This is a genomic window from Streptomyces sp. NPDC002125 (assembly GCF_053593715.1).
Genome location: NZ_JBSFDD010000035.1, coordinates 1 through 23596, shown reverse-complemented (window position 1 = coordinate 23596; position 23596 = coordinate 1). Strand labels below are relative to the sequence as shown.

The window sequence follows — 23596 nt, the reverse complement described above, 5'->3', positions numbered from 1 at the left end:
GGCCAGCGACAAGAGCATGGACGACAGCACGCTCCTGGCCGCCATCGGCGCCGGGTTCCTCATCGGTGCCAGCGCAGTCGTACTCACGGCCGCGCCGGTGGCCGGTCTGGTGACGGGCAACGGCTGGGCGTCGTCCAGCAAGAGCCTGCCCGAGACCATCCTGCTGACCGTCAGCCAGGGGCCCCGGTCGGTCTACGAACCGGCCCCGCCCACCTGGGCGTTCTGGCTCGTGGTCGCGATCTTCCTGGTCGTGCTGATCGTCGCCGTGGCCCTCCTGCTGCGGACCTTCGGCGGCAAGAAGAACCTCGGCGGCGCCCAGTGGGGCGGCATGAAGACGGAGAAGGAACTCGCCGTCGACCCCGACCCGGCCAACCGGCCGGACCAGATCACGGCCGGGCGGGGGCAGCTGACGAAGAAGATCCTCGCCACGGAGCCCAACATCTCCGCGACGGTCTTCGGTGTCCCGGGCTCTACGAAAACCACCGGTCTGGTCCTCGGGAACGCCGCCGAGTGGCGGGGCCCGCTGGTCGTGACCACCGTCAAGGCCGCGGACCTCGATGTGATCTACGAGAGCCGACGGCACCTGGGGCGGGTGTACGTCGTCGCCCCGGCCGGAATCCCCGGCCGCAAGACCGCCCGCTGGTCCCCCGTCGACTACGCCAAGGACCCCAAGTCGGCGGACCGGATGGCGGAATGGCTGGCCAACGCGTCGACCTCCGGCCACGACAAACGGGCCGCCCCCTGGATCGACCAGGCCCGCGGCATCCTCAAGGGGCTACTGCTCGCCGCCAACATCACCGGCGGCGGCATCAACTCCTTCCGGGAGTGGCTGGCCCTCGGCAAGGACGCGGTCGAGCACGTCAAGGCGGTCCTCGAAACGCAGTACCCCGAGGTCGCCCTGGACTACTCCCGCCCCTGGGTCACGCTCCATGACGACGGAATCGGCAGCATCCAGTTCACCCTGAACGTGATCGCGAGCGTCTACCGGGACGAGGAGGTGCGGGCCACCGCGGCCGGCACCGACTTCACGGTGGAGGAGCTGCTCGACAAGAACGCCACCGTCTGCCTGGTCGCCGCCCCTTCGGACGCCGAGCGGTACGCACCGCTGCTGACCGCCATCATCGCCTCGATCATCCACGGCGCCGAGCAGCGCTACCTCCGCACCGGCGTCCCCCTCTCCCCCGGCCTCGGCGTCATGGTCGACGAGGCCGGCAACATGCTGCGCTACCCACAGCTCCCGGGTGTTCTCACCACGGGCCGGGGCATGGGCATCACCGTGCTGACCGTCTGGCACGACCTGTCGCAGCTGCGGACCCGGTTCGGGCACGACGCTGCCAACACCGTCCTGTCCGCGAGCGGTCTGCGGATGCTGCTGCCGGGCTGCGGCGACCCCGAGACCCTGCGCCATTTCTCTGGCATTTACGGCCGCACGTACGTGGAGCGCACCACGAAGTCAACGGGCCGCGGACAGAGCTCCTCGTCGACCACCCAGGTCGAGACGGACCTGGCCCCGATCCACGAGCTGATGCAACTGCCGAAGTTCACGGCCATCGCGCAGTACAGCAACCTGCCGCCGGTGAAGGTAAACATGCGGCTCACCTGGCGGGACGATGACCTGCTGAAGTGGCTGACGCGGCCCGCCCCGGGCCCATCGCTGACGAAGTCCGCCCCAGTTGCCCCGGAGGCGTCGGATGTCTGATCCCACCGCCGTGGCGGCGCCGGCTACGGCCCCGAGTGCCGTGAACGGCGAGGAGAGCAAGCCCGAGCCGATCACCCGCTGGGTGTGGCGGGCCATGAAGCCGGCAGAGCGCGAGGCGCGGCTGCTGGAGCTGACCGGCTGGGTCGACTGGCTGCTGACGGCCCACCCCAAGCTGCATTCGAAGATGCCGAAGTGCTGGCACCTGCACGAGGACATCATCGAGCACCTGACCGCCCTGTTCCTGGGGTGGGTCCGTACGTACGCGGGCGACCCGGCCAAGATTTCCACCCGGGCCGAGATCGAGTGGCTCACCTCGCTCCACTCGCTCACGCCCCACCTGGGAAGCCCCGGCTGCCAGGCCGCCAGCACCCATCAGGACCCGCCGCCGCGCCCCAAGCCCGACGGCGAGCTCCTGGAGCAGTGGATGGACGGCGACCCCGAGTTCCTTGACGCCCCGGCACACCACCCGGCAGAAGCGGAGGTGTCCCGGATGGTAGCGGCCGCACGGGCCGCGGAGGCGGCCAAGGCACAAGGCTGATCGGCGACACGTAGAGCGGCGCCCCACCGAAGGTCGGTGGGGCGCCGCTCTACGTGTGGCTATGCCTTCGGGGTGCCCCGGCTCGGACCCTGGTCCGGTCCGGGCATCTGCGGTCCCTGCTGCTGTTGCTGACGCTGCTGCTCGGCCGCCATGGCCTGCTGCTGCACCTGGAGGCGCTGGGCGTCCTCCGCGACGCGCTGCGTGTACGGCTGGGCATCACGCAGGTTCATCTCCTGCCGAAGCTGCGCGGCGGCACCATCGAGCTGGCCCACGCGGTTCCCGGCAGCACCGGCCTCCGCGAGCGCGTTCTCCGCGCGGCGTTGACGCGCGGCCACGGTCCGCTCCAGCACGGCCTCCCGCGACCCGCCCGCCTTCTCCCAGTCCGTCAGGACCCGGTCGTGCTCCGCCGGGTTGCCCGCTGTCCGGCGACTGTCCTCCGCCTGGCGACGGATGCTCTCGATCGCAGTGTTGGTGTCCTGGGCCGCCGTACGCAGACGGCTCAGGCTCGTCTCCATCTGCTGCCTCTCCTCGCCGCGCACCGCGGGCCTGCCCAGCCGGTTCTTCTCCTCCAGCCGGGCCTCGATGCGGCGCATCTCGTCGTGCTGCTGCTCGGCCCGGCGGCTGAGCTGCTCCAGGCGGCCCGGTGCCGCCCGCAGGTCCTGGATGGCCTGGACGCGTTCGGCGCGCTCGTTGACGTTCTGCTCCACCGGGCCGCCGGGGGCGATGGCCGCGAGGAGCTCGGCGGCGCGTGCTTCCTGGGCAGCGGCCTGTTCCTGGGCTGCTTCCGCCGCCTCGACGGTCTGGGCCAGAGCGTCGGAGAGCGCGGAATCGGACAGGGCGCCGTACAGTCGCGTCTCCCACGTGACAACAGTCGGCGTGGCTTCCTCGTCCCTGTTCTGCGGGTCCTCGGTGGTCGCCTGGTCGTCGTCGGTGCGGATCTCTTCGGCGTCCGACGCGGCGACGGGCTGCGGTTCCTCCTCGGGAACCGCGAATGCCGGCGCGGGCGGCTCGGCGTGCGTGTCCTCCGGCCGGGCAGGCTCCGCCTCCTGGGTCGGCTCGTCGCCCGCAGGCAGCTCGACGTCGGCAGCCGCCTCGATCACCACGTCTTCGACAGCGGGCTCGACCACTGCCTCCTCGACGTCCTCGCGGGTCGCTTCGATGGCAGGCTCGGCAAGCTGCTCGTCCTCAACGGCTGGCGTGGCTTCCGGCTGGCTGGCCTGCTCCGGCTCGGGCGCGAAGGCCAGGTCTTCCCCTTCCGCCATGACGGTCTCCGTCAGCTCGGTGCTTTCCTCAACCGCGATGGCTGCGGGCGCAGTGCTCGTGTCCCGGTCGGTCGTGGCGTCCGGGGTGGTCCAGGTCTCGGTCAGCGCTTCGCCTCGGCGGGCGGCGGCCTCAGTGGCGCGGGCCCGGCGTCCGACCTCGGCAACCTGGTCGTGCAGGACCTGCCAGGCGTCCACGTCCCGGCCGCCGACGGGCTGGCCGCCGATGCCGTTCTCGGAGTCGCGCAGCTGACGCCGAGTCCTCCACGCGTCCGCGAGAGCGGCGGTCCTCTCCCACTGCTCGCGCAGTTCGGTGCCGGGAGACGGGACCGGCCCCAGGGCCTTGGCCCAGGCAGGCGGATCGGCGGCCAGGGCCTGGCCGGTCTGCGCCAGGCGGGCGTCGATGACCTGGCGCCGGGCGTCTAGGTGCTCCAGCCAGGCCATAGGGGTGTGCTGGTCGCGCTCGACCTCGCGCGGGGTCAGCCACTCCGGCAGCGGCCCGGTGTTGTCCGGGGTCGGAGCGGGGCTGTCGGGCAGGAGTCGGCGCAGGCGCAGTTCGGCCTGGACGCGCTGGTCGACGACTGCGGCACGGTCCAGCTTCTGGCGGGCCTCGTCCTGGCCGTGCAGGTTGGCGCGCATCTCGGCGGCGACGGTTTCGCCGTCCAGGCCGGCGGTGTGCGCATGGCCGACGCCGGGCTCGCGCTGCCACTCCTCGCGGGCACGGTCGCGCCAGTCCATCGAGGAGCGAAGGCGCTGCTCTTCCCTCAGCGCACCGAGCCGGAGCGCGGCCGCGCGGGCTTCTTCCCGGTCGCCTTCCCGGCCCGCCATCCGGCCGTCCCGTCGCGCCTGGGCGATGGCCTGGGAGAGCTGGGCGCGGGTGAGATCACCGTGCTCCCGGCCGGGCCAGGCCGGGGCCGGGAGACCGTCGACGACGACCGGCCGGGGCTGGCTGTCCACCCGGACGTCGGCGCGGCGCAGCTCGTCCAGGGCCTGGGTACGGCGTTCACCGGCGCGCTCCGCGAGGCTGTCCAGCTGTGCGTCGGTGAGGTCCTTCAGCGGGCGGCTAAGGCCCTGCTCCTCCAGGCGGCGCAGGGTGTCGCGGGCCTCCGCCACGTGGTTGTCGATGCGCCAGCTCAGTACGGCGGCGTTGTCCTCGGCGTCCGCGAAATCCCGCTCATAGAAGGCGGTGGAGAGGATGCGTTCGGGCGCGAATCCGACCCGCTCGGCGTCGCGCAGCGCGCGCTCGACCGCGGGCCAGGCGTCTTCAGCGATGATCGCCTCGGCCCCGAATCCGAGGACGTTGCGGGCCATGCCCTGGTAGCGCAGAGACAGGGCGCGGGCGTGCACGTCGTTGTACTCGGCGGACAGCTGGCCGATGCCCCAAGCACGGTCCTGCTCGGCCCGGATCGCCTCGGTGGCGGAGACCGATGCCTGCGAGTTCCGGGCGATGGTGTCCAGCACGTCGCGCATCGTCATGCCCTCATCGAGCACCACGTAGAGGCGGTTCTCCTGGCGCCCACGGGTGGTCTGAACGTACGCCGACTCGCGGGCGGTGCGGCGGGTGAGGAGGCCGCTACCGGTGTCGACGGTCGCGCCCTGGCCGCGGTGGCCGGTGCTCGCGTAGCCCAGCTCGACATGCTTGGCGACGTACTCGGCGGGCAGCACGGTGCGGCCGCCGTGGTCGGTGTGCCGGACCTCGATGTCACCGTTGTCCATGACTCGGAGCAGCTGCCACTGGTCGCCGTTCTTGACGAAGTCCTTCCCCGACCGGAGCACGTTGGTACGGGCGTTCTTACGAGTGACGATCAGGTCGCCTCGGTGGGCCTCGGCGCCTTCGCGGATGGTGACCGTGTGGGTCGTGTCGAGCTGTCCGGAGCCCATCCGGTACGCCTGGGCGAGCTGGTTGAGTTCGGCGACGCTGGTGTTGTCGTCAGCCATCATCAGGGCCGTGCGGCCAGCCTCGATGTCGCTCTGCCAGTCGGCGAAGATCCGGTGGATCATCTGCTCCCGGGTACCAGCGACCACCCGGGAGTTGTTCAGGTACCAGGACCATGCGGTGTCGGGCTCGCCGTTGCGCAGAGCGAGCGATGCGGCCGCCTCACCGGGCGTGCGGAAGCGGTGCACGCTCTCCAGCTCGACGACCTCGGTGACGTTCGCCAGCAAGCGCAGCGCACCGCCGCTCTCCACGGCGCTGAGCTGGAAGGGGTCACCGATCAGGCGCACGACAGCGCCCGCCCGTTCGGCCTCGGCAACGACTGCGGCCAGGCGCTTGCTGCCCGCCATTCCAGCTTCGTCGACGATGATGAGGTCACCCGCGCCCAGGGCGTACTCGGGGCGGAGCGGCTTGCCCTCAAGTGCGCGTTCGCGCGCACCGAGCCAGTCGTGCAGGACGAAAGCCGGCGCGTCCAGACCGTTGGAGAGTTCGGCGGCTGCACGTGCTGACGGGCCGAGACCGATCACCCGTCCGCCGCTGGCACGGACCGCGTCAGCGGCCACCTTCATCGCTGTCGTCTTGCCCGCACCGGCGGGTCCGATCCCGGCGGCCACGAGCTGCTCGGAGGTGGCGAAGGTCCGCGCGAGGGCGCGCTGTCCGGCGTCCAGGCGACGGTTCGGATTGGCCTCCTGGTAGGCGGCCTCGACCCGGTTGTAGACGTCACCGGAGGCGGCGGGGATGATGCGGGTACGCGCGGCCGCCACGATGCGGTCCTCGGCGGCGAGGACTGCGGCGCTGGTGTAGAGCTCGCTCTCGCGGCGCCGATAGATGCTGCTTCCGTCGTCGCGGGTGAGGGGCTTGAAGGCCGGGTTCAGGTCGGGGGGCGTGATGTCAATCGTGTGCCCACTGAGGACCCGATCGGTGATCCGATCGGCAAGGTCACGGCCCGGTGCGGCGCCCGTGGTGGCCTGGAGAACCCATCGCCTGGCCTCGGCCAGGACCTGCCGCCGGCCCCACACACTGCGGTGGTCCGAGACGGTGTCCAGGACCTCGCGAGCGGCCTTGTCGATGTCGAGGTGAGCCACGGCTTCGGGGGCGGGGCGAGCCTGCCCGGCAGCGTGGCGGGCCGCTTCGAGCAGTCCGTCGACGCGCTCGACACCGAACGTGTCGACGGCCGCTCGGCGCCAGTCGGCACGCAGTTCGGAGAGGGGTCGAGCGGCCTTCTTGTCCGGTCGGGTCTCCAGCGTGGCCTGCTGCATGAGCGCCGTCAGGGTCTTGCTCGACGGCTCGTATCCGTGCCGCTCGCGGTAGTCCGCGACTAGCTCGGCCGTGCGCTCCTTGATGCTCTTCGAGCGGGTCGAGTGGACTTCGATCATGTCCGTTCCGACGCCCGCGATCTCCATGACGGGCCGCTTCCCGGGGGTCACTTCCCGGGCCTCGGCGCGCAGGCCCAGCTCGCTACAGACCTCCTCGACCACCCGCTGGTTGTAGAGCTCGCTGGCGGCGACCCCTTGCATGTAGAGGAGCTGGCCGTCGAGAGAGCGCCACTTGCCGTCGCGTCCCTGCACCTTGTTGGCGACCACGACGTGGTCGTGGAGCAGGGGGTCACCTGTGCGGCTGTCGTAGTGCCGGAAGCGGGTGGCGATGAGCCCGCCAGAGACCTCTTCCTGAGCGATCCCGTTGACTCCGGTCCGGGTCATCGTGGCCTTCTGCTCCAGCCACTCCAGGGTCTCCGTCATGGCCCGCACGTGGGCCCGCTCGACTGCCGTGCGTACGTCATCGTCACCCAGGCCCCAGAGCACGGAGACGGACTTGGGGGCACGGAAGACGAGGTCGAATCCGGCGACTGCATTGCGCTGCTTGCCGCCCTCTTGCTCCTTGATGAACCTTCCGAGCTCCTCTTTCGACTCGGGGCTGCGCCCGTGCTCTGCACGGAACTGCACGGCGCCGACCTTGCCCCGGATGTCGGTGCGCTCCTTCGCGTTCGGCTCGCGACGGTGCAGCCGCTCGAAGGTCTCCAGCTCCTCGGTGAGTCGACGCCCGAACGGCGTGTTCTTGTCGACGAAGGTCATGTACTTGCGGCCCAGTTTGGCCGCTCGCATCGCCTTCTTCGCACTGTCGCCGGCTGCGATGCGCTCGGCGATGATGCGGTCTGCATCCGGGTGGAGACCCTCGCCGTACAGGGCCTTCATCTGGGCTTCGGTCACGGTTCCTGAGACGCCCAGGGCGTCGATTCCGGAGCCCATCCACAGGCCCGGAGGGTTGCCGCTCGCGGTGTAGTAGTCGCCCAATTCCTGACCGCGCTCGCGCTGCTGATCGGCGCTCACAGTCTCGTTGATGTAGTAGGCATACCCGTCCCCAGCGCTCAGCTTGTGGACGGTCATCATGCGGTGATCTTACCCGGCCCGACCCCACTTCGGGCCTAATACAAACCCTGGTACATTCATAATGCAAGAGCTGTGACCGTAATGATCTTGAAGCGCGTTGCGCGTCCAGACGAGACGTGGAGGAGCTTGCGACGATCACGGTGAGGCTGGACGGCGACGTGCTGAAAGAGCAGGACGGTCACAGACTTCGTCTGGCGGCTTTCCATAGTCAGGTCCTCCGGACATGGCTGTGGAAAGGCGTACCGGCGGCGTCACCTGTGGACGCGTCAGGTGCTGAGCCGAGACGACGTGGCGTATCGCTCCCGCAGCGCTTCGCCGCTCGTGAGCCTCGTGGCGGTGCGTCGTACGTGCAGTACTGGCGGGCGGACCCATGCGCTCGCTCGGTGCAGGTGGATGCGGCCGCACCGACGATGTCGATGCGGCCGCGGTGCAGTTGCTCCGCATCGGCCCGCGCTCCTTCACATGCGGTACCTCCAGCGTCACCGGTGCACCCGCCCGCCGCACCCCGGCGCCGCCGCACCGGCGGAGCCGGTGCGGCGGCGCGTGCACTCCCCCGCATCACCGCCCCACTTCGTCAAGGGCGGTGATGCTGCACGGCCCGCTGCACCGGACCACCTCGCGCGGCCGGCGCGAGAACTCACCTCGCGCCTGCGGCGCGGCGTGCACCCTTCCGCCAGGATCGGCGCACGGGCACGTGCGGTGCCGTGAGGGCTCGTCCGCGCTCACGGCCCGGCATCCACCTGTCCCGTCACCAGTGGTGCGGGTGCACCTTCGGCCGCATCACCCCGGATCGGCTTTCGGCTCCGCCACGCGGGGGCGCCCGAGCGGGCGGCCGCGGGAAGGCGGACCGCGGCAGGCAGAATGAGCCGTACAGTCACACGACACGGAGGTGCAGCAGCACATGACGCAGAAGCCGCAACGCAGGTCGAGGACAGTGCTGGCGAGGGAGGCCGCGCGGGAGAAGGCGGCGCGGTTCCGGGAGCTGGAGGACGAGCGCCTTCGCATCGCCGAGGCAGCGATCCTGATTCAGGAAGAGATCGACGACTTCGACGAGGAGACCGAGCGTCGCGTCGCCAAGCTCCGTGAGGAGCGGAACAGCCAGCTGGGCGAGAAGCGGCAGAAGCTCGACGCGCTCGTGGTGGAGATGCTCGACACCGAGATTCCCGCCCAGGAGGCTTCCGAGCGGCTGGGCATGTCGGTGGGTCAGGTCCGGGCGGCGAAGAAGTCGTTCGAGCAGACGGTGGCGGCGCTCGCCGAGAATCCCGCCGCCGACGTCACCGCGACGGCTGCCGCCCCCGCGACGACGGACGATGCGGCCGCTCCGTCAGCCCCGTCCGCCGACGAGCCAGATGCTGCGGCCCCCGCGGCAGAGACGGCCGCGCCGACGGAGTCGTACGACTTCCCACCTCCCGGCGGATCGCCTGCGGTGCCGGCTCAGGAAGGCTCACCGGAAAACCTTCAGGACGCGACCCTTCCGCCAGGGTCGACCGGCTGAGGGCGCACCAACGCGTAGGGCCCCGGCCCGGGATGGCTTTCCATCCCGGGCCGGGGCCCTACGCGTTGCACGGGCGGAGCGGTCAGAACAACGACATCTGTCCGTCGTCCTCGACACCCGGAGCGGCGACGCCGTGGTCCGCAGAGAAGAGCGGGACCATCGCGGCACTCGGGTCGGACGCACGAACGGCGGCAAGGTACGCCTCCGCGTCATACCCTCCGGCCAGCGCCTTGCGAACGAGCGGACGTGCTTCGCCCTCCAGCATTGCGGCGGCCAGCGCGTCCAGGTCGAGCCCCTCGCGAAGTGCGGCCTGGAGAGCCTGCGCCCGCCCCAGGGAGCCGCGGGTGTCCGCGTAGCCGAGGTGGGCCCGGCCAGCCGCACGGCCCTGGTCGGCCATCTGTCTCATGTTCGTGCGCTGCGTCGCGCTCGACAGGTGGTCGATGTGGACGCACAGCGATTCGTTGCAGCTGTGAGCGGTGATCGCACGTACAGGAAGCGGGCCGTGGACCTGCTCCATCAGCCACCGGTGCACCCGTACGGTCCGTTCGCGTCCGGCCTCGGTGACGACGGCCTTCGCGTAGCCGTCCGTGGTGAGGCTCCTGGTCCACAGTCGGCACCCGTGCGGCACAAGGATGCTGCGTTCGGCGACGTAGTCCAGTGCTCGCTCGGTGTCCCTGACCATGTTGCCGCTCCCCCGCTCGTCCCGCTCCGGCGATCTTCATCCTGCCAGGGCTGGACGAGCGGGGTTCACTGCGCCTGGCGGGCCTCGTCGAGCAGCTTGCGGGCGTGCGAGGTGACGTGCAGACCGATCTCCCGCTGGACGTCCTCGGCGGTCAGGTCGGGCTGGTCCTTCAGCAGACTGATGACCTTGTCCAGACGAGCCGCCCGCAGGAGTCGCTCGGCGTGGACCGGGTGTACTCCGAGGTCCTCGCCCAGCATCTTCGCGGTGAGGGTGGTGGGGTGCTGGACCAGCAGCTGGCGGGCCCGCTCCTTGCGCTCCTCGGCCTGCGGGTTCGGCGGACGGGACTGCGATTCCTTCCGGCCAGCCGGACGTCCCTTGGGGTTGCCGCGGCCGCGGCGGTTGGCAGCCCAGTCAAGGATGGTCTGCCGGCGCCAGAAGTCCTCTCCACCGACGACCTCGCCGTCCACCTCCTTGCCACCGAGGTTGAAGTCGGGGTCAGGAAGACGCGTCTTGGTGCCGTACCGGTAGCCCTTCCACGTGGACAGGGTGACGCGCTTGTCCTCGGGGAGGGCGTAGAGGGACTCCTCCAGGTCGAGCAGGTCGCCGGGGTGCTCCTCGGCCGGCACCGGGGGGAGGTCGTACCGCGGCTGCTCGTTGACGGCCTTGGCCCGCTCCTCCTCCGCGCGCGCGGCCAGCAGCTGCTCCTTGGAGTAGAGGCGCCGGCGGCTGCCCTCGCGGTTGAGGAGCTTCAGGCCGCGGATCTCCTCCCAGCGCTTGGTGTCCTGCCAGTAGCCGACGCTGACGCCGAAGATGTCGGCCGCGATCTGGTCGTCGGCAGGGGTGACGCCGTGGGGAATCATGAGTGTGGTGCTCCTGTAGGTAAGGGCTTCGAGGTGCAGCAGGTGGTGCTGGCCAGGTGCCACCCTAGCCAACATTGAAAAAAATACCGCACTTGGGCCATGCGTGGGAAGTCGGAACTCAGAACAAGGTCTCTTGCCCCCAGCCGGCACTCGCTCCGCGAGGACGTCGAGGGGCGGCGCCTGCTGTCACTCTGGTCCGCTGACGGTCTCTGGAACGGGGCTGCGCTGAGGTGACTGCGTCCCGCCCTGGCGAGATCACTCCGGCAGCGTTGTGTGCCTGCGGCTTGCGGTCGGCGTCCGGTGCGAACGGCCACCGCAGGACCTGGTCCCGCGGTTCCTCCTCGGGAAGGTTCGCGGTGACCGCGGCTGCGCGGGCGGGCGCCGTGTCGGCGCCGACTGTCGGGCGGGGCGTCTCGACGCCGGGGCAGTAGCCGCCCTCGTCCTCCCACTGCTCGGCGGCTTCGCGCGCCGCGCGGGCCTCCTGCTCGACGAGCGTCACCGGGCGCCGGTAGCGGCGCACCGTGCCGCCACCCAGGGCCGGAAGGCGACGGGCGGCGGCCTTCTTGTCGTCCATGCGCTTGTACCGCTTCGCGACACGGGCGTAGCGGGCCTCGTACGCCGCCTTGTCACTCTCATGCAGGCCCGCCGGGTAGAGCCGTGCGAGCTCCAGCGCGACCTGACCCATCGGGGTGAGCGCGAGCATGCTCGCGCCGTCGGCCGCGTCGACGGCGACGAGGAACCCGGCGGCGCGCAAGTCCTGCGTCCGCTCCCGACTGATCCGGCGCCCGCCGCTCCACACACCGTGCTCGGCAGCCTTGCGGGCCTGCCCGTTGAGCCAGTACAGGCGGCCGGTCTCCGCGGCCTCCAGCACCCGCACGTGCCCGGCGGTCCATCCGAGCGCGGGCACGATGCCCTCGGCGAGGTAGACGTTCATCACGACCAGGTGGCGGTTGTCGCTGTCCATGCCGGTGGCGGCCCGCTCGGCAGCCTCCCGCTCCGCCTCCTCGCGGCGCCGCTGGCTCTCCCGCTCGGCGTGCTCCTGCGGCGTGAGCTTGCGCTCCAGCTCGGTCCGCAGCGCGGCGGCCGTCACCTCGACCCCGGCCGCGGCCTGGGCTTGTACGGCGTGGTCGACGGCGCCGCGTGCGCAGTAGTTCAGCGCGCTGTCCGGCATATCCGGGTCGGCCGCCCACTGCTGTGCCCGCGCGGCGTATCCCTCGGCCTCGGTGGCCTCCCGGTGCGCCGCGTGCATGACCTGCTCCAGGCGGGCGGCATTGCCGGAGCGGCTGCGGCACACGGCGTTCATCGCATCGTCAGCCGCAGCAACAGCGAGTTCAGCGGCCTCGCGAGCCACCCGGAGGCAGGTCTGCGGGGTCGGCTCCCCCGCCTGGGTCTCGGTCATCAATCAGTCCTTGTCGTTGAAGTGTTCAGGTCGTTGCGTGGGCCACCCCTTGCTCGACGGGCGGACGGCGGCGCGGGGAGGGGTTGCTGCGCGCCGGGGGGAGGGACTTCGGGTGCGGCCGTCGCCGGCGGCGCGCTCCCCGTCGGGCAGGCGCACGGCGGGGAGCGACCTGGCAGGTGTCGGCGCGGCCGCCGGTTACCGCCCGGCGGCCTGGGCGGCGTAGGCCAGGGCGGCGGCCCGCGGGTCGAGGGCCGCCGCGATGCGGGTGAGCCGCTGGAGCTGGGTACCGATGCCGACCCCGGCAAGGGGGCGCAGAAGATGGGGCCAGACGGCCGCCGCGGCGTCGGCGTAGTCCTTGCCGGCCAGCGCGATCACCTCGGGCGCGTGCCGCAGGGCCCGGCCCATGGCGGCCGCCTGGGCGCGGTGCTTGACGTGGTCGACGGCCCGCGGGTCCAGCCGCTTCTCGTACGGGCGGATCGGGGTGTCCGGAGTGATCAGCCCGTACTCGGCGCTGACGATGACGACCCATCCGCCAGGAATGGCCTGGGCGGCCGCGAGGCATTTCGCGAAGTACGGGCCTGTGTAGAGCTGAGCGGCGGGGAGCTCGTCGACCCTGTCGGGCAGGGGCCTTTTACCGGCGCTGCACGGGATGACCACCACGGGGCGGCCGACGGCAGGCGGCGCGAGGTCCTCACGGGCCTCGGCACGGGGCTGAGGCACGTCGGCGGCGGAAAGGGTGCTGGCGTGCACGGTCGGGATCTCCTCGGGTGGGTTCGGGTTTCGAGAGAGCCCGGGGCGGCGGTGCCAACCGCTGCCCCGGGCAGGGGGCGTTCAGAAGAGACGGTGCGCAGCGTCGGCGAGCTCGGCCGCCTCGCGCAGCGCGGCGGCCGCCTCCTGCGCGGTGCGGTGGGGGGCCAGGCTCCACTGGTGGACGATCACCCGGCGCCACTTCTTCGGGTCGGCGCCCTCGGGGGTCTGGACGGGGGCGCCGTGCAGGTGGTCGGCCAGGAGGCGGTACGCCTCTTCGAGGACGGCGGCGATGGCGTCCATGTCGTACGTGCGGTCAGGGGTCATGCGGTCGCGGCCGGCGGCGATGTCGACGGCGCCGCCGACGGAGCACCGCCGGTTGATGAGGCGGCCGGGGCCGGAGAACAGGCTGTGTCGGCTCTGGTAGATCCCGACGCGCGCGATGTGCGCGGCGGCCCACTCCAGGAGGGCCCCGGGGGTGGTGGGGATCAGGACGCTGTCGGGCGCGTAGCGGATGCCGGGCACGGTTCCTCCTCGTGCGGTCGGGGTTTCGAGCGGGCCGGGGGCGGCGGCGCCAACCGCCGCCCCCGGTGTGGGTCAGGTGCGCAGGACGTGCTGGAGCTGGAGGGTGCGGCCGCCCGGGAGGCGTCGGCTCAGGCACTCGGTGCTGTCCAGCGGGGCCGGGGTCTGCTCCAGGGCGGAGGTGTAGAGGGCGGTGCCGCAGTGGCCGCAGTACCCGCGCAGGTGGGCGGCCTCGGCGTCCTCGCCTCCGCAGACGTGGGCCAGGTAGGCGACGAGGAACGCCAGGTCCTCGGGGGCGCGGGCGATCAGGTCGGCGTTGGCCCGGGTGGCGGCGATGTCCTCCTCGGGGGTCTCCGTGTCTCCGGGTCCGTCGTGGTTGACGGCGATCTCGGCCACCCGGATGTCGTCGGCGTCCGTGACGACGAAGTCGGTGTGCACGGCGTCGGGGTCACCGGCGCTGACGAGTCCGCCGTTGCGGTTGTAGACGAACTCCTCGCTGGCCCAGGGCCCGCGGGTCGACGCGGCCAGCCGGTCGCGGATCTCGGCGACCCGGGCGCTGTTCTGGATCTCGGCGGGGAGGACGGCGGCCTGGGCGAGGTCGAGCTGGTAGTGGGTCACGTCGCCTTCCTTGCCCTCGTGCTGGCACAGGGGCTCCCACACGGCGCGGTTGTAGTGGTCGAGTTCGGTGGTCCACTCGGCCAGGCCGAAGAGGTCGAGGTGGTCGGTGATGCGGCGTTCCTCGCCGGACGCGGTCCAGTAGGTGCCATCGGTGATCACCCGCTGGTGCTGGTTCACCGTGAGCCGGAAGGTCGCGGCGTCGAACGGTGCGGCGGGGTCGGGGTCGTAGTCGGTGAGGATGTCGCGGACCGATGCGGCGATGAGCGCGCAGGCGACGCGGGCCATGCGCGCCTCGGCGCGGTGGACCCGGTCGCGGGCCTCGTCCACGGCCTGGGTCAGGTTGCTGGGGTCGAAGGTGTACGGAGCGGGGTGGGTCATGGGTTGTGGGTCCTCCTCGTTTCGGGACGGGTTTCGAGCTGGGCCGGGGCGGCGGTGCCATCCGCCGCCCCGGCGGGGCGGTCTACGGTGCGTGGGTGTTCGCCTGGGCGACCAGGGCCCGGTGCTGGTCGTGGGTGGCGTTGGCGCCTCGGACGTCCTCGGTGCCGCCGTAGCCCTCCCACGCGGTGATCTGCGCGAAGTAGCGGCCGCTGGGGTCGATCTCGACGTAGTAGGCGTCACTGCCGTGGGACACGCGGACCTGCTGGCCGAGGTTGGTACGCAGCCAGTTCGGGCTGGCGGCTGCGGCGGCGAAGATCGCGGCGGCGGTCTGGGGGTCGAGGGTGAGCACGTGTTCCCTTCGTTCGGGGTCGGGTTTCGAGCTGGGCCGGGGCGGCGGTGCCATCCGCCGCCCTCGGGGTGTGCGGGTCAGTTCTGCGGGCGGCCCTTGCGGACGATGGCGGCCGGGTCGGGGCCGAGGAAGCGGACCAGGTTGATCACGACATCGGCGAAGCGCTCGGCGATGCCGGCGGGGCGTGCGGTGGTCTGCTCGGCTGAGGTGCTCACGGATGTGCCTCCGGTGACGGGTTTCGAGTGGTGGTGCCGGTCGGGGTGCCACCCCCTTCCAACAGGCTCAATAATACTAGCTTTACCCCTGATCTCCAAGGGTGGGGGGCGCTGGTCTGCGCGGGTTTGCCGGGGCCCGGCCGCCGGTCTCGGCGGTCGGACCCCGGCTGTACCGGCTAGGCCGTAGCGGCGGCCACGGCCTCCCGGGCGGCGGTCCACTCGCGGCGCGGGGTGATGCCCAGGTCTTCGAGGACCGGGTCAAGACTGCCGTTGTCCGGCACCCATTCCCAGTCGGTCCCCTCGTCGCCGGGGCGGTCGGACCAGGTGAGCATGTACGAGCGGCCCGACGTACGGGAGTCGCCGCACACGGCTTGCGCCTCTCGCCGGGTCATCGCCCACAGGGCCCGCTTACGGGCCCGTCGGGTGTTCTTCGAGACGATGAACACCATGGCCATGCCCTCCTGCCAGTCCTGCGCTCCCGCAGCGGGGGCCGGCGCGGGCGTCGGCGTCGCCGCCGGGTTGTGGTGGCAGTGCCCGCAAACGCGCACCTGCGGGTTCCACTGGCCGGAGTGACACATGGGGCACGTCTCCGCCGGGACGGACTGCCCCTCGACAGCCGGGGCCTGCTCAGCTCGCTTCTTGTCCTCGACCGCTTCAGGCGCGGGCTCGGCCGCCGGGATCTCCTCAATGGCTCGGCTGGCACCCTGGATCGACTCGCCGCTCCACCCCGCCTCTCGGAACCGGAAACCGCGCTCGGCCAGGTACTGGGCCGCCGCGGTCCGCAGCGTGTTCGCCCAGATGGTCTCAGTGAACTTCTCGCCCTCCGGGGGCGTGAGGGTCACCGGCTCGAAGTCCTTGTGCGGCTGGCTGCGCCCGGTCAGGAACGTCAGGGTGGCCGCGGTGCGGTCCGGGGCGCACTCGACCCTGACACGCTTGGGAATCTTCGGGTCGCTGCGCTTCTTCGCCTTCGGCTTCGCGGCCTCGGCCGCCCGGACCGCGTCCGCCGGCAGCTTCTCGGAAGCCTCGTGCGCGGTCTTGGTGCCGGGGACCTTCCCGTCGGCGAGGAAGGCGCGCATCACCTCACCGGGGCAACGGCCCCGTACGGTCGTGTAGTCCACGGTGAAGGTGCCGAGGCGGTAGCCGGGCACGGTGGCGTCCTCCCGCGTCATGACCTGCTTCGGGGCGAGTCGCAGGTTCCACGCGATCGACAGCGTCTTGGAGTTGACGCGGATCACCTCGTGCCAGGAGCCGCCGGTCCGGACGAAGTCGCCTGCGGTGAAGTCTTCCGGGCCCCAGACCTTCACGCCTTCGGCCTTGGCCTTCTCGACGACGTCCTCCCAGTGGGTGATCTCCTCGGTCATCTCCTCGATGAGCCGGGCGTGCCGGGCCCCGTCCCGGCCCGCTGCGGTCGCGGCCGCAAGGTGCCGCTCCTGGGCACGCAGGTCGGCGCGCAGCTTCTCCAGGCGCCGCAGCGTGCGGTACGGGTCATTGCGGTGCTGGGTGTAGCTCTCCGACGCCTGGGCCCGGTTCGACCAGTACCCCGCACGGTCCCGGTCCTCGAACGAAGCCCTCATGTTCGCGTCGATCCGGGCGGCATCGCGGCGGGCGCGGCCCTCGCTGTGGTGACCGACCAGGATCGGCTGCCCGAACTCGAACCGCTTCGAGAGCTGATCGGCGGCCGCTCGCCGAGCGTCCGCCGAGGCGGCGGCCCGGCCCGCGCGGTCGCCGAACCGGTCGGCCCTCTCCGCTGCGCGTTCCTCGCGGTCGGCCTCGGCCTCAGCGAAGGACCGCCGGGTGTCCTCATCGATTTCGACGGTCACCTCATGGCCAGCCGCCCGGAGAGCTTCGGCCGCCGCGTTGATCCGCCAGGTCTGGGCCTCCCTGTCACGGGAGCGCTTGAGGAACAGGCCGTCCACGTTCCGGGAGAACCAGAAGTTGTGACCGCGGACGATCTCGAAGATGCCGTCACCCTTGCTGGAGCCGGTGAGGATCGTGCCCTCCGCCCGGGTGTGGGTGATGGTGATGACGCCCTTCTCAGGGGTTTCAGTCACGGGGTATTGCCTTTCGTTCGTACGGGTTTCGAGTGGTGGCGTTGGTCGGGGTGCCACCCCCTTCCAACAAGCTCAATATTACCAGTCTTGAGCCTGATCACCTAGCAGAATTGGACCCTTGAGCAGGGGTTTTAGCTGTGGCCGTTCCTGGGGCGCGGGGCTCCGGCGCCGGCGCTGGGAGCGGTGGGGCCGGGCCTGCGCCGGGTGTGGTGCGGGCCCGGCCCGGGGGTTCAGAACAGGGCCGACTGTCCGGCGTCCTGGGCGTCCTGTTCGTTCTGCTGGCGGCGCAGCTGGGCGACGAGCGGGGCCTGGCGCGCGGCCGCGGCCCGCTTGCGGGCCTGGAGTTCCTCGCCGGTGGCCCAGCGGACGAGCTGCTCGTGGTCGGCCAGGCCGGGGGCGTCGTCAGTGACGGTGTACCGGATGTAGGGCTGTTCGAGCCGGTGGCGAATCTCGGCCCGGGTCATGACCCAGTCCGGCCCGTAGGCGCCGGCCACCGTGAGCAGGGTGCCGTCCGGCGCGCGGTAGCTGCGGACGGAAAACCCGTCCTCCCGGTAGAGGCCGGGGCGGTCCTTGTACTGCGCGGCCTCGGTGAGCTTCAGGTCGATCAGGCCGCCCTGGACCAGGTGGTGGGCGACGGTGTGCTGGCGGGTGACGCGCGGCATCGCGCTCCTCTCCGTTGGGCGGTGGGGCGGCGGCCGCGCCGCCGCCCCACCTGGTCGGGGTCGGTCAGTTCTTGGGCTTGGGCAGGAAGGTCTTCATGGACTCGGCGCGGGCGCTGCTGGCCGGGCAGGGTCCGAGCAGCTGCGTCAGCAGCGGCCGCAGGGTCTCGACGTCGTCGGCCTTGCGGGCGCGCTCGGCGCGCTCCAGCAGCTTCTCGACGTCCTCGGCCGTGGTCGGGTGGGTGATCTCCCGGCAGGGGCAGCTGGTGGGGCGCTCGCCCACCAGGGCGGCGACCTTTCCGGCCTGGTCCTCGAAGTCGATGCACCCCTCGTGCCGGTACACCGGCCGGGGGGTGTTGTCGCCGTTGCGGCCGCGCAGGTGCGACCACCAGCGGACGACGACCTTCCCGTCCAACCGGCACGTCAGCTCCCACGGGTTGTCAGATCCCGGGTAGCCGGTGGTGTTCCCGTCCTCGTCCTCCGGGAGCCACGCGAGTTCGGCGACGCGGGCGAGCGCGATGCCCGCGCTGAGGATGTTGCGCCGGGTCGGCTTCAGGCGCGGGGACAGCCACGGGACGATGCCCTGCGCCGCGACGGCCGGGGCCTTGGCCGGGGCGGCCGCGGGGTCGACGGCGCCGGAGTCGACCAGGTCGACCAGGTGCGAGGCAGCGGCGTCCTTGTCGTCGTGGCGGCTCTCCTCGGCGCGGCCGTGGGGGCGGGCGTACCACTCGCCGTGGAAGCGGTGGATGTCACCGGCGGGGCGGCCGTCGACGGTGACGGGGTAGCGGCCGCTGGCCTCGCGTGCGCCGAGCTCGTAGCGCTTTGCGGCGGGCGTGGTGGTCGTGGTCAAGGGGTGTTCCTCTCGTCGGGCGTGGGTTTCGAGCTGGGCCGGGGCGGCGGTGCCAACCGCCGCCCCGGCCGGGCGGACCGGACTTCGGTCAGGGGGTCTCTTCCGGCGGGCCGCCGGGGTTTGCCCGCCGGTTACGTGGCGGGCAGAAGGAGCCGGTCCGTGGGGGCGTCCTGGGGAAGCCGTCGGTCCGGAACGAGGATGTGGCAGGCGGAACCCCTGCGGCCGTCTCCTCGCATGGTCCAGGCGGAGAGGTCTCCGGCCTGGTGCGGCTGTGGGCCGCCGCTGGTGTAGAAGGTCCCGTTTTCGAGCATGACGGGGTTTTCGGTGACCCAGTGCCGATCGTCAGTGGTCCACCGGAGGTAGATCGTCCGGAGGGAGAGAGGGCCGCCGGTGCGGACCTCCCAGGTCTCCGCCTCGACCCCGAGGTAAGTGCGCTTCTTGGGCTTGGTGGTGCGCAGCGCGTTCGGATCGGGCTCCGCGATCGTCCCGGCGCACTCGATGCGGGCGGCGTACCGGGACGGCCAGTGCGTCAGGGTCGTGCCGACGTGCATGTGGGTCGCCAGGTAGTCCGCGAACGACTGTGCTTCGTCCTTGGTCGCGCGCCGGTTGTCGAGGAGCGACTGGGCGGCCAGGGCTGCGGCCTTGCCGACCGTGGGCATCGGCACGGATACGGGCCGCTCGGTGCCGTTGGGGAAGATGTGGACCAGCGTGAACTTCACGGTTCCTCCGGGGTGTGGGTTTCGAGGGGGCCGGGGCGGCGGTGCCATCCGCCGCCCCGGCGGGGGGCCGTCTTCTACCAGCCGGGCGGGACGGGCTCCTCGTACTGCGAGGGGGCTTCGATCTCGCGGGTGTACCCGCCGTGGAGCTCCTCGTCGTAGTGCTCGCACTCGGGGTCGCAGGGCTCCCCTTCGCCCGCGCCGCAGTCGTCGCAGGGCTCTTCGAGGTCGTCGATGTATGCAGGCATCAGGTGCCTTCCGGTTCGGGTTTCGAGTGGTGGTGTCGGTCGGGGTGCCACCCCCTTCCAACAAGCTCAATATTACCAGTCTTGGGCCTGATCGCCTAGCAAAAAGGGGGCCCTGAGCAGGGGTTTTCAGTTGGTGGCGGCGGGGAGGTTGAGCGGCTTCCACTGGTCGCCGGTCCAGAATTCCCAGACTGCTACGTCGGGGTCGCTGGCCTTCAGGTCGCGGGCGAGCCGGGGCAGGAACGGGGAGTCGGCGCGGTCGAGCCAGAGCGGCGGGGCGCCGATGGCGATGGTGACGGCGGGCAATCCGTCCTCCTCGAATCCGCGGATCAGGCTTGCGCGACGGCGCGCGCACTTCGCGACTTCCTGGGCGGTCTCGTGCTCGGTGATGAGGTGGTCCAGCACCTCCTCCTCGGCCAGCGGTTCCCCGTCCATGCGGCAGGCGGCGGCGAACTCGTGGACGGCCCGGTGGTCGGCGGCGGTGGCCGGGAAGAACCAGGTGCCTCCGCCGTTGCCCTGGTTCTCGATGACGCCCACGCAGCGCTCCCCCTCGTGGACGGTGGCGTTGTAGGCGATGCCGCAGCGCGTCGTCATCTGCTGGAAGTCGGCGAGGGTGTAGCGGTCGTGGGGGACGTGGAGCCCGGTGTGGGGCAGCTTGGTCAGGTCGGTCATGGGGTTCCTCTCGCAGGGTGGGGCACCACCTGGAGGTGGTGCTGGGACGTGGCGGCGCACGGTGCCGGCCACGGGCGACGGTTCGTCGCCCGTGGTGGTCAGTGACCACCGTGGGGCGCGGCCGCGCCGGGGGCCTGGGGCCTGTCGGCGCGGCCGCGCGCCGCGATGGTCAGTTCCGAGCGGGGCCGCAGCGTCCCGGCGGTGTGCCGGGGCGCTGCGGCCGGTGTCGTTCGTCAGGCGGCGGCGGGCGGTGCCTGCGGGGTGGAGGCGGCGGCCTGCTCGGCCTCCTCCTTGACCACATCCAGGGCGGCGGCCATCAGGGGGGCCTCGCGGTCCTCCCGTTCGATCTCCTCGGCGGTCTTGTACTCGGCGCGCACGGCCTTGTAGACGGCTGCCGTCACCTCCGCCGTGGCGAGCCTCGCCCGCTTCATGTGCCGCGCGGTCGCGGTCGTGGCGGCCTCGTACTCCTCGCGGGCCCGGGTCACCTTCGTCCCGTAGTAGAAGGTGCTCCCGAACTCGTGCCGCTGAAGCTCGGTCCGGATGACTCGCTCGATGATCGGCAGCCCGTCCCGCATGGTCTTGTTCACTTCGCTCTGCCGCATCTGCCCGGCCTTCACGTACGGCTTCAGCGCGTCTCGGGCAGCGCGCTCGGCAGCGGTCATGGTTCGGCCCATGGGGTCCTCCAGCGTGGGTTTCGAGTGGTGGTGTCGGTCGGGGTGCCACCCCCTTCCAACACGCTCAATATTACCAGTATTTGAGCTGATCCGGAAGGGTGAAAGGGTGTTTCACCTGGACGTTTCCGGGTCGACCGCCGGAGTGGATCGGGCGATGCGGAGCAGAGTGTCCACCACGGCCACCGGCTCGTAGAAGAGTGTGACGGTGATGCGGTTGAACGCCAGGCGGGCGCTGCCGCGTTCGTCCTCGTCGGCGCGGCGGTAGTCGATCCGGCATTCCTCGGTGGTCTCGGAGAGGAAGGCGAGCGTGGGCCACGGGTCGTCAAGGCAGACGCAGCCGTGATCGTGGCGGCACTCGTCGCGGCCCTCGGCCCATGTCCGCATCTGCTCGTAGGCGGCCGGGGTGATGCCGGTCAGCGTGACGTGCGCGCGGTCGCCGTGCGACTCGGACAGGATGTGCGCGGTGAAGTGCGCAGACCTGACCACGCACCAGGTGTCGCCGTGCTGCTCGTGTGAGCCGTCGTGGATGCTGCCCCGGCCGCCGTCCGCCTCGATCAGGATCAGGGCGGCGGTGTGCGCGGCGGCCTTGGCGGCCGCGCGAGCGGCTTCGACGGCGATGCGCAGGCTGGTCGAGCTGGCTTCGGGCATGGTGGTGTTCATCGGGTTCCTTGTCGTGAAGAGGGTGCTCCGCGGGCGCGGCCCGGGATGTGCCGAGTGCGGGATGCGCGCCGGGGGCGCTGAAGACGTGCGGCCGTCGCCCGGCGGCCGACTGGCGGACGGACGGGCGCGCGGTGGGGTCGGTCGGGGAGTGGTCGGCGCGGCCGCCGCCGGTTACCGCTCGGCGGCGGCCGCCGCGCTCACCACGTGCGGTGGGCCCATCGGCCGGGGTCGGCCTGTACGGCGGCCCGGTGGTCGGCAATAGCCTGGGAGCTGAAGAACTCGGCGCGCATCCGCAGGTAGGCCGTGTGCACGTTCCGGTGCAGCTCGGCGTACGCGGTCACCCGGTCGCGGTCGGTGCCTCCGCCTCCCTCGTAACGCGGGCACTCGTCGCAGATCACGCGGTAGATCGGCACCTCTCCGACCTCGTGGCCGCGCGTCGCGGGACGGGGTGCGACGCTGCCGGGCGTCCACGGGGCTCCGGCGTTCGGGTCCGGGTGCGTCGCCGCGTGCATCCGTACGTCCCACATGTGGGCGTCGCGGTCGTCCGTGACCTTCCCGGCCCATGCGGGGCACCGGTCGCAGGTGGCCCCGTATAGCGGCGTCGTGGCGACTGCGCGGACGTGAATGGTGGGGGTGGCGGTCGCGTTGGCCATCGGGGCCTCTCTCTGGCTGAACGGGCGGGTTTCGAGCGGGCCGGGGCGGCGGTGCCATCCGCCGCCCCGGCCGGGGGGTGTCAGCTCATGTCCCAGTCCACGCGACGGCGCGTGACCGGGGTAAGGGCGCGCTCCATGCGGAGGGCCTGGCGGCGGGCCGGGTCGCGGCGGTACGCGGCGGTGGACAGTGCCGCGCGAACGGCTGCGCGGTCCGCCCGGTGGGTGGCGGTCTGGTACGCCTTCCGCGTGCCGGGCTTGGTCGCCCACACGTTCGCGCTCCGGCTGTACTGCGGGTTCCCGTCGTCGAGCCGTACGGCCGTCGTCAGGATTCCGGCGCGGGCGGCGGCCTGGTCGTTGACCCCGAGGACGCGGGTGGGGTTGCCCATGCGGACCGGGCGGGGGCGGCGGTGGTGGTGGGTGCGGGACATGGTGTCCTCCTGCGGTTGCCGGGTTTCGAGTGGTGGTGCCGGTCGGGGTGCCACCCCCTTCCAACAAGCTCAATATTACCAGTGTTGGGGCTGATTTGGAAGCGAAAAGGGGGCCTGACCAGGTAGTTTCAGGCCCCAGCCTCGCGCTTCGTCAGGCCGCGTCGTAGAAGAAGGTCGGCCGGTCGACCGGGCGGCGCTCGCCCCACGCGGGGCGGTCGGCCGGGTCGGTGAAGATCAGGTTCGCGCTGATGATCTCCTCGCCGCGCGGCTCCTCGGCAATGTCGTTCTCGGCGGCCCAGGCTCGGGCGGCGGCGACCGTTCCGCTCTCCTCGTCCCCCTCCTGGAACGTGACGACCATGAACACGTCGGAGCCGTAGAACAGCGAGAGGTCGTAACGGACATCCTCCAGGGCCCGGCGTACCAACTGCGGATCAACCTCCGAGGCCCCCGCGACCAGGATGCGCTGGACGGAAGCCAGGTGCGGCTCCGGCTTCGCGGTGCACGTGCAAGTGAAGAGCTGGGGGGCGCGGGTCGCGGTCGCGGTCATGTCGTCTGCCTCCGTGCGGTGCGGGTTTCGAGTGGTTCTCGTTGTCCGGGGCGCCATCCCCTTCCAACAAGCTCTATATTACCAGTGTTGGGCCGGATCACCTAGCGGAAAAGGGGGTCTGACCAGGGTTTTTCCCGGAAGTTCCATGATCTTTTAGCGGGCGTCCGGGCCCCGCCGACCCCCCTCCTTGCCAGCCGCTTTTCCCTCCCCCGGCCCCGGGCCGGCCCGCGCCTTCCCCACCGGCTCCAGCTCCTCCTGGCCCTCTTCGACCTCAGCCCCTCGCGGTCACCACGGCGGTGCCGGCGGATGACGACGGCGCGCAGGAATCGCCCCGGCCACAACGGACTTCAGCCCGTCCCC

At 71.5% G+C, this 23596-nt stretch carries 23 protein-coding genes; 3 read left to right on the top strand and 20 right to left on the bottom strand.

Annotated features, from left to right (window positions below):
• The first annotated feature begins 16 nt into the window (after positions 1-16).
• Together ACWCQM_RS36660 and ACWCQM_RS36655 are read left to right on the top strand one after the other, a co-directional pair.
• Positions 17-1699 (top strand): type IV secretory system conjugative DNA transfer family protein, encoded by a 1683-nt coding sequence (locus ACWCQM_RS36660; RefSeq protein ID WP_450919465.1) that lies wholly within the window; start codon positions 17-19, stop codon positions 1697-1699.
• Positions 1692-2237: a hypothetical protein gene (locus ACWCQM_RS36655; RefSeq protein WP_450919408.1), complete on the top strand. Its 546-nt coding sequence runs from the start codon at positions 1692-1694 to the stop codon at positions 2235-2237. The genes ACWCQM_RS36660 and ACWCQM_RS36655 overlap by 8 nt, the downstream gene beginning before the upstream one ends.
• Positions 2238-2296: 59 nt before the next feature.
• On the opposite strand, the gene mobF is transcribed toward ACWCQM_RS36655, so the two are convergent.
• A complete protein-coding gene (gene mobF / locus ACWCQM_RS36650; protein ID WP_450919407.1) occupies positions 2297-7816 on the bottom strand; it encodes a MobF family relaxase in 5520 nt (1839 codons plus the stop codon).
• 901 nt (positions 7817-8717) lie between these two features.
• Here mobF and ACWCQM_RS36645 point away from each other — a divergent pair.
• On the top strand, positions 8718-9311 hold the full coding sequence (locus tag ACWCQM_RS36645; protein WP_388495110.1) for a hypothetical protein: 594 nt from the start codon (positions 8718-8720) through the stop codon (positions 9309-9311).
• A gap of 82 nt (positions 9312-9393) precedes the next feature.
• Here the strand turns inward: ACWCQM_RS36645 and ACWCQM_RS36640 are convergent, their stop codons facing one another.
• The 19 genes from ACWCQM_RS36640 to ACWCQM_RS36550 all read right to left on the bottom strand — a co-directional run bounded on the left by ACWCQM_RS36640 (position 9394) and on the right by ACWCQM_RS36550 (position 23236).
• Positions 9394-9993 (bottom strand): HNH endonuclease, encoded by a 600-nt coding sequence (locus ACWCQM_RS36640; protein WP_450919406.1) that lies wholly within the window; start codon positions 9991-9993, stop codon positions 9394-9396.
• A 65-nt stretch (positions 9994-10058) separates the two neighbouring features.
• Complete coding sequence (locus ACWCQM_RS36635; protein ID WP_450919405.1) at positions 10059-10853, bottom strand: hypothetical protein; 795 nt, start codon at positions 10851-10853, stop codon at positions 10059-10061.
• A 118-nt stretch (positions 10854-10971) separates the two neighbouring features.
• Positions 10972-12252, bottom strand: coding sequence for a hypothetical protein (locus ACWCQM_RS36630; protein ID WP_450919404.1), 1281 nt, complete (start codon positions 12250-12252; stop codon positions 10972-10974).
• A gap of 195 nt (positions 12253-12447) precedes the next feature.
• Positions 12448-13002, bottom strand: a complete 555-nt coding sequence (locus tag ACWCQM_RS36625; protein ID WP_450919403.1) for a DUF6884 domain-containing protein — start codon at positions 13000-13002, stop codon at positions 12448-12450.
• 81 nt (positions 13003-13083) lie between these two features.
• Positions 13084-13524, bottom strand: a complete 441-nt coding sequence (locus ACWCQM_RS36620; protein ID WP_450919402.1) for a DUF6197 family protein — start codon at positions 13522-13524, stop codon at positions 13084-13086.
• A 72-nt stretch (positions 13525-13596) separates the two neighbouring features.
• Positions 13597-14517: a hypothetical protein gene (locus ACWCQM_RS36615; RefSeq protein ID WP_450919401.1), complete on the bottom strand. Its 921-nt coding sequence runs from the start codon at positions 14515-14517 to the stop codon at positions 13597-13599.
• 82 nt (positions 14518-14599) lie between these two features.
• On the bottom strand, positions 14600-14866 hold the full coding sequence (locus ACWCQM_RS36610; protein ID WP_450919400.1) for a hypothetical protein: 267 nt from the start codon (positions 14864-14866) through the stop codon (positions 14600-14602).
• A gap of 77 nt (positions 14867-14943) precedes the next feature.
• On the bottom strand, positions 14944-15081 hold the full coding sequence (locus ACWCQM_RS36605; RefSeq protein ID WP_450919399.1) for a hypothetical protein: 138 nt from the start codon (positions 15079-15081) through the stop codon (positions 14944-14946).
• Between the two features lie 176 nt (positions 15082-15257).
• Positions 15258-17132 (bottom strand): DUF3560 domain-containing protein, encoded by a 1875-nt coding sequence (locus ACWCQM_RS36600; protein WP_450919398.1) that lies wholly within the window; start codon positions 17130-17132, stop codon positions 15258-15260.
• Positions 17133-17362: 230 nt separating this feature from the next.
• A complete protein-coding gene (locus ACWCQM_RS36595) occupies positions 17363-17794 on the bottom strand; it encodes a hypothetical protein (protein WP_450919397.1) in 432 nt (143 codons plus the stop codon).
• Between the two features lie 64 nt (positions 17795-17858).
• On the bottom strand, positions 17859-18641 hold the full coding sequence (locus tag ACWCQM_RS36590) for a hypothetical protein (RefSeq protein WP_450919396.1): 783 nt from the start codon (positions 18639-18641) through the stop codon (positions 17859-17861).
• A 131-nt stretch (positions 18642-18772) separates the two neighbouring features.
• Positions 18773-19360 (bottom strand): hypothetical protein, encoded by a 588-nt coding sequence (locus ACWCQM_RS36585; protein WP_450919395.1) that lies wholly within the window; start codon positions 19358-19360, stop codon positions 18773-18775.
• A 74-nt stretch (positions 19361-19434) separates the two neighbouring features.
• Positions 19435-19605, bottom strand: a complete 171-nt coding sequence (locus ACWCQM_RS36580) for a hypothetical protein (RefSeq protein WP_450919394.1) — start codon at positions 19603-19605, stop codon at positions 19435-19437.
• A gap of 126 nt (positions 19606-19731) precedes the next feature.
• Positions 19732-20274, bottom strand: coding sequence for a hypothetical protein (locus ACWCQM_RS36575; protein WP_450919393.1), 543 nt, complete (start codon positions 20272-20274; stop codon positions 19732-19734).
• 233 nt (positions 20275-20507) lie between these two features.
• A complete protein-coding gene (locus tag ACWCQM_RS36570) occupies positions 20508-20948 on the bottom strand; it encodes a hypothetical protein (protein ID WP_450919392.1) in 441 nt (146 codons plus the stop codon).
• A gap of 111 nt (positions 20949-21059) precedes the next feature.
• Complete coding sequence (locus ACWCQM_RS36565; RefSeq protein WP_450919391.1) at positions 21060-21608, bottom strand: hypothetical protein; 549 nt, start codon at positions 21606-21608, stop codon at positions 21060-21062.
• Between the two features lie 197 nt (positions 21609-21805).
• Positions 21806-22261 (bottom strand): hypothetical protein, encoded by a 456-nt coding sequence (locus ACWCQM_RS36560; protein ID WP_450919390.1) that lies wholly within the window; start codon positions 22259-22261, stop codon positions 21806-21808.
• Positions 22262-22341: 80 nt separating this feature from the next.
• Positions 22342-22689, bottom strand: a complete 348-nt coding sequence (locus tag ACWCQM_RS36555) for a hypothetical protein (protein ID WP_450919389.1) — start codon at positions 22687-22689, stop codon at positions 22342-22344.
• Between the two features lie 151 nt (positions 22690-22840).
• Positions 22841-23236: a hypothetical protein gene (locus ACWCQM_RS36550; protein WP_450919388.1), complete on the bottom strand. Its 396-nt coding sequence runs from the start codon at positions 23234-23236 to the stop codon at positions 22841-22843.
• Positions 23237-23596 lie beyond the last annotated feature (360 nt).

Bases quoted from the DNA above. Each gene is read 5' to 3' on its own strand.
- ACWCQM_RS36550 (WP_450919388.1), bottom strand. From the start codon at position 23,236: ATGACCGCGACCGCGACCCGCGCCCCCCAGCTCTTCACTTGCACGTGC.
- ACWCQM_RS36565 (WP_450919391.1), bottom strand. From the start codon at position 21,608: ATGAACACCACCATGCCCGAAGCCAGCTCGACCAGCCTGCGCATCGCC.
- ACWCQM_RS36645 (WP_388495110.1), top strand. From the start codon at position 8,718: ATGACGCAGAAGCCGCAACGCAGGTCGAGGACAGTGCTGGCGAGGGAG.
- ACWCQM_RS36575 (WP_450919393.1), bottom strand. From the start codon at position 20,274: ATGACCGACCTGACCAAGCTGCCCCACACCGGGCTCCACGTCCCCCAC.
- ACWCQM_RS36555 (WP_450919389.1), bottom strand. From the start codon at position 22,689: ATGTCCCGCACCCACCACCACCGCCGCCCCCGCCCGGTCCGCATGGGC.
- ACWCQM_RS36595 (WP_450919397.1), bottom strand. From the start codon at position 17,794: ATGCCGCGCGTCACCCGCCAGCACACCGTCGCCCACCACCTGGTCCAG.
- ACWCQM_RS36615 (WP_450919401.1), bottom strand. From the start codon at position 14,517: ATGACCCACCCCGCTCCGTACACCTTCGACCCCAGCAACCTGACCCAG.
- ACWCQM_RS36640 (WP_450919406.1), bottom strand. From the start codon at position 9,993: ATGGTCAGGGACACCGAGCGAGCACTGGACTACGTCGCCGAACGCAGC.
- ACWCQM_RS36655 (WP_450919408.1), top strand. From the start codon at position 1,692: ATGTCTGATCCCACCGCCGTGGCGGCGCCGGCTACGGCCCCGAGTGCC.
- ACWCQM_RS36580 (WP_450919394.1), bottom strand. From the start codon at position 19,605: ATGCCTGCATACATCGACGACCTCGAAGAGCCCTGCGACGACTGCGGC.
- ACWCQM_RS36560 (WP_450919390.1), bottom strand. From the start codon at position 22,261: ATGGCCAACGCGACCGCCACCCCCACCATTCACGTCCGCGCAGTCGCC.
- ACWCQM_RS36660 (WP_450919465.1), top strand. From the start codon at position 17: ATGGACGACAGCACGCTCCTGGCCGCCATCGGCGCCGGGTTCCTCATC.
- mobF (WP_450919407.1), bottom strand. From the start codon at position 7,816: ATGATGACCGTCCACAAGCTGAGCGCTGGGGACGGGTATGCCTACTAC.
- ACWCQM_RS36570 (WP_450919392.1), bottom strand. From the start codon at position 20,948: ATGGGCCGAACCATGACCGCTGCCGAGCGCGCTGCCCGAGACGCGCTG.
- ACWCQM_RS36630 (WP_450919404.1), bottom strand. From the start codon at position 12,252: ATGACCGAGACCCAGGCGGGGGAGCCGACCCCGCAGACCTGCCTCCGG.
- ACWCQM_RS36635 (WP_450919405.1), bottom strand. From the start codon at position 10,853: ATGATTCCCCACGGCGTCACCCCTGCCGACGACCAGATCGCGGCCGAC.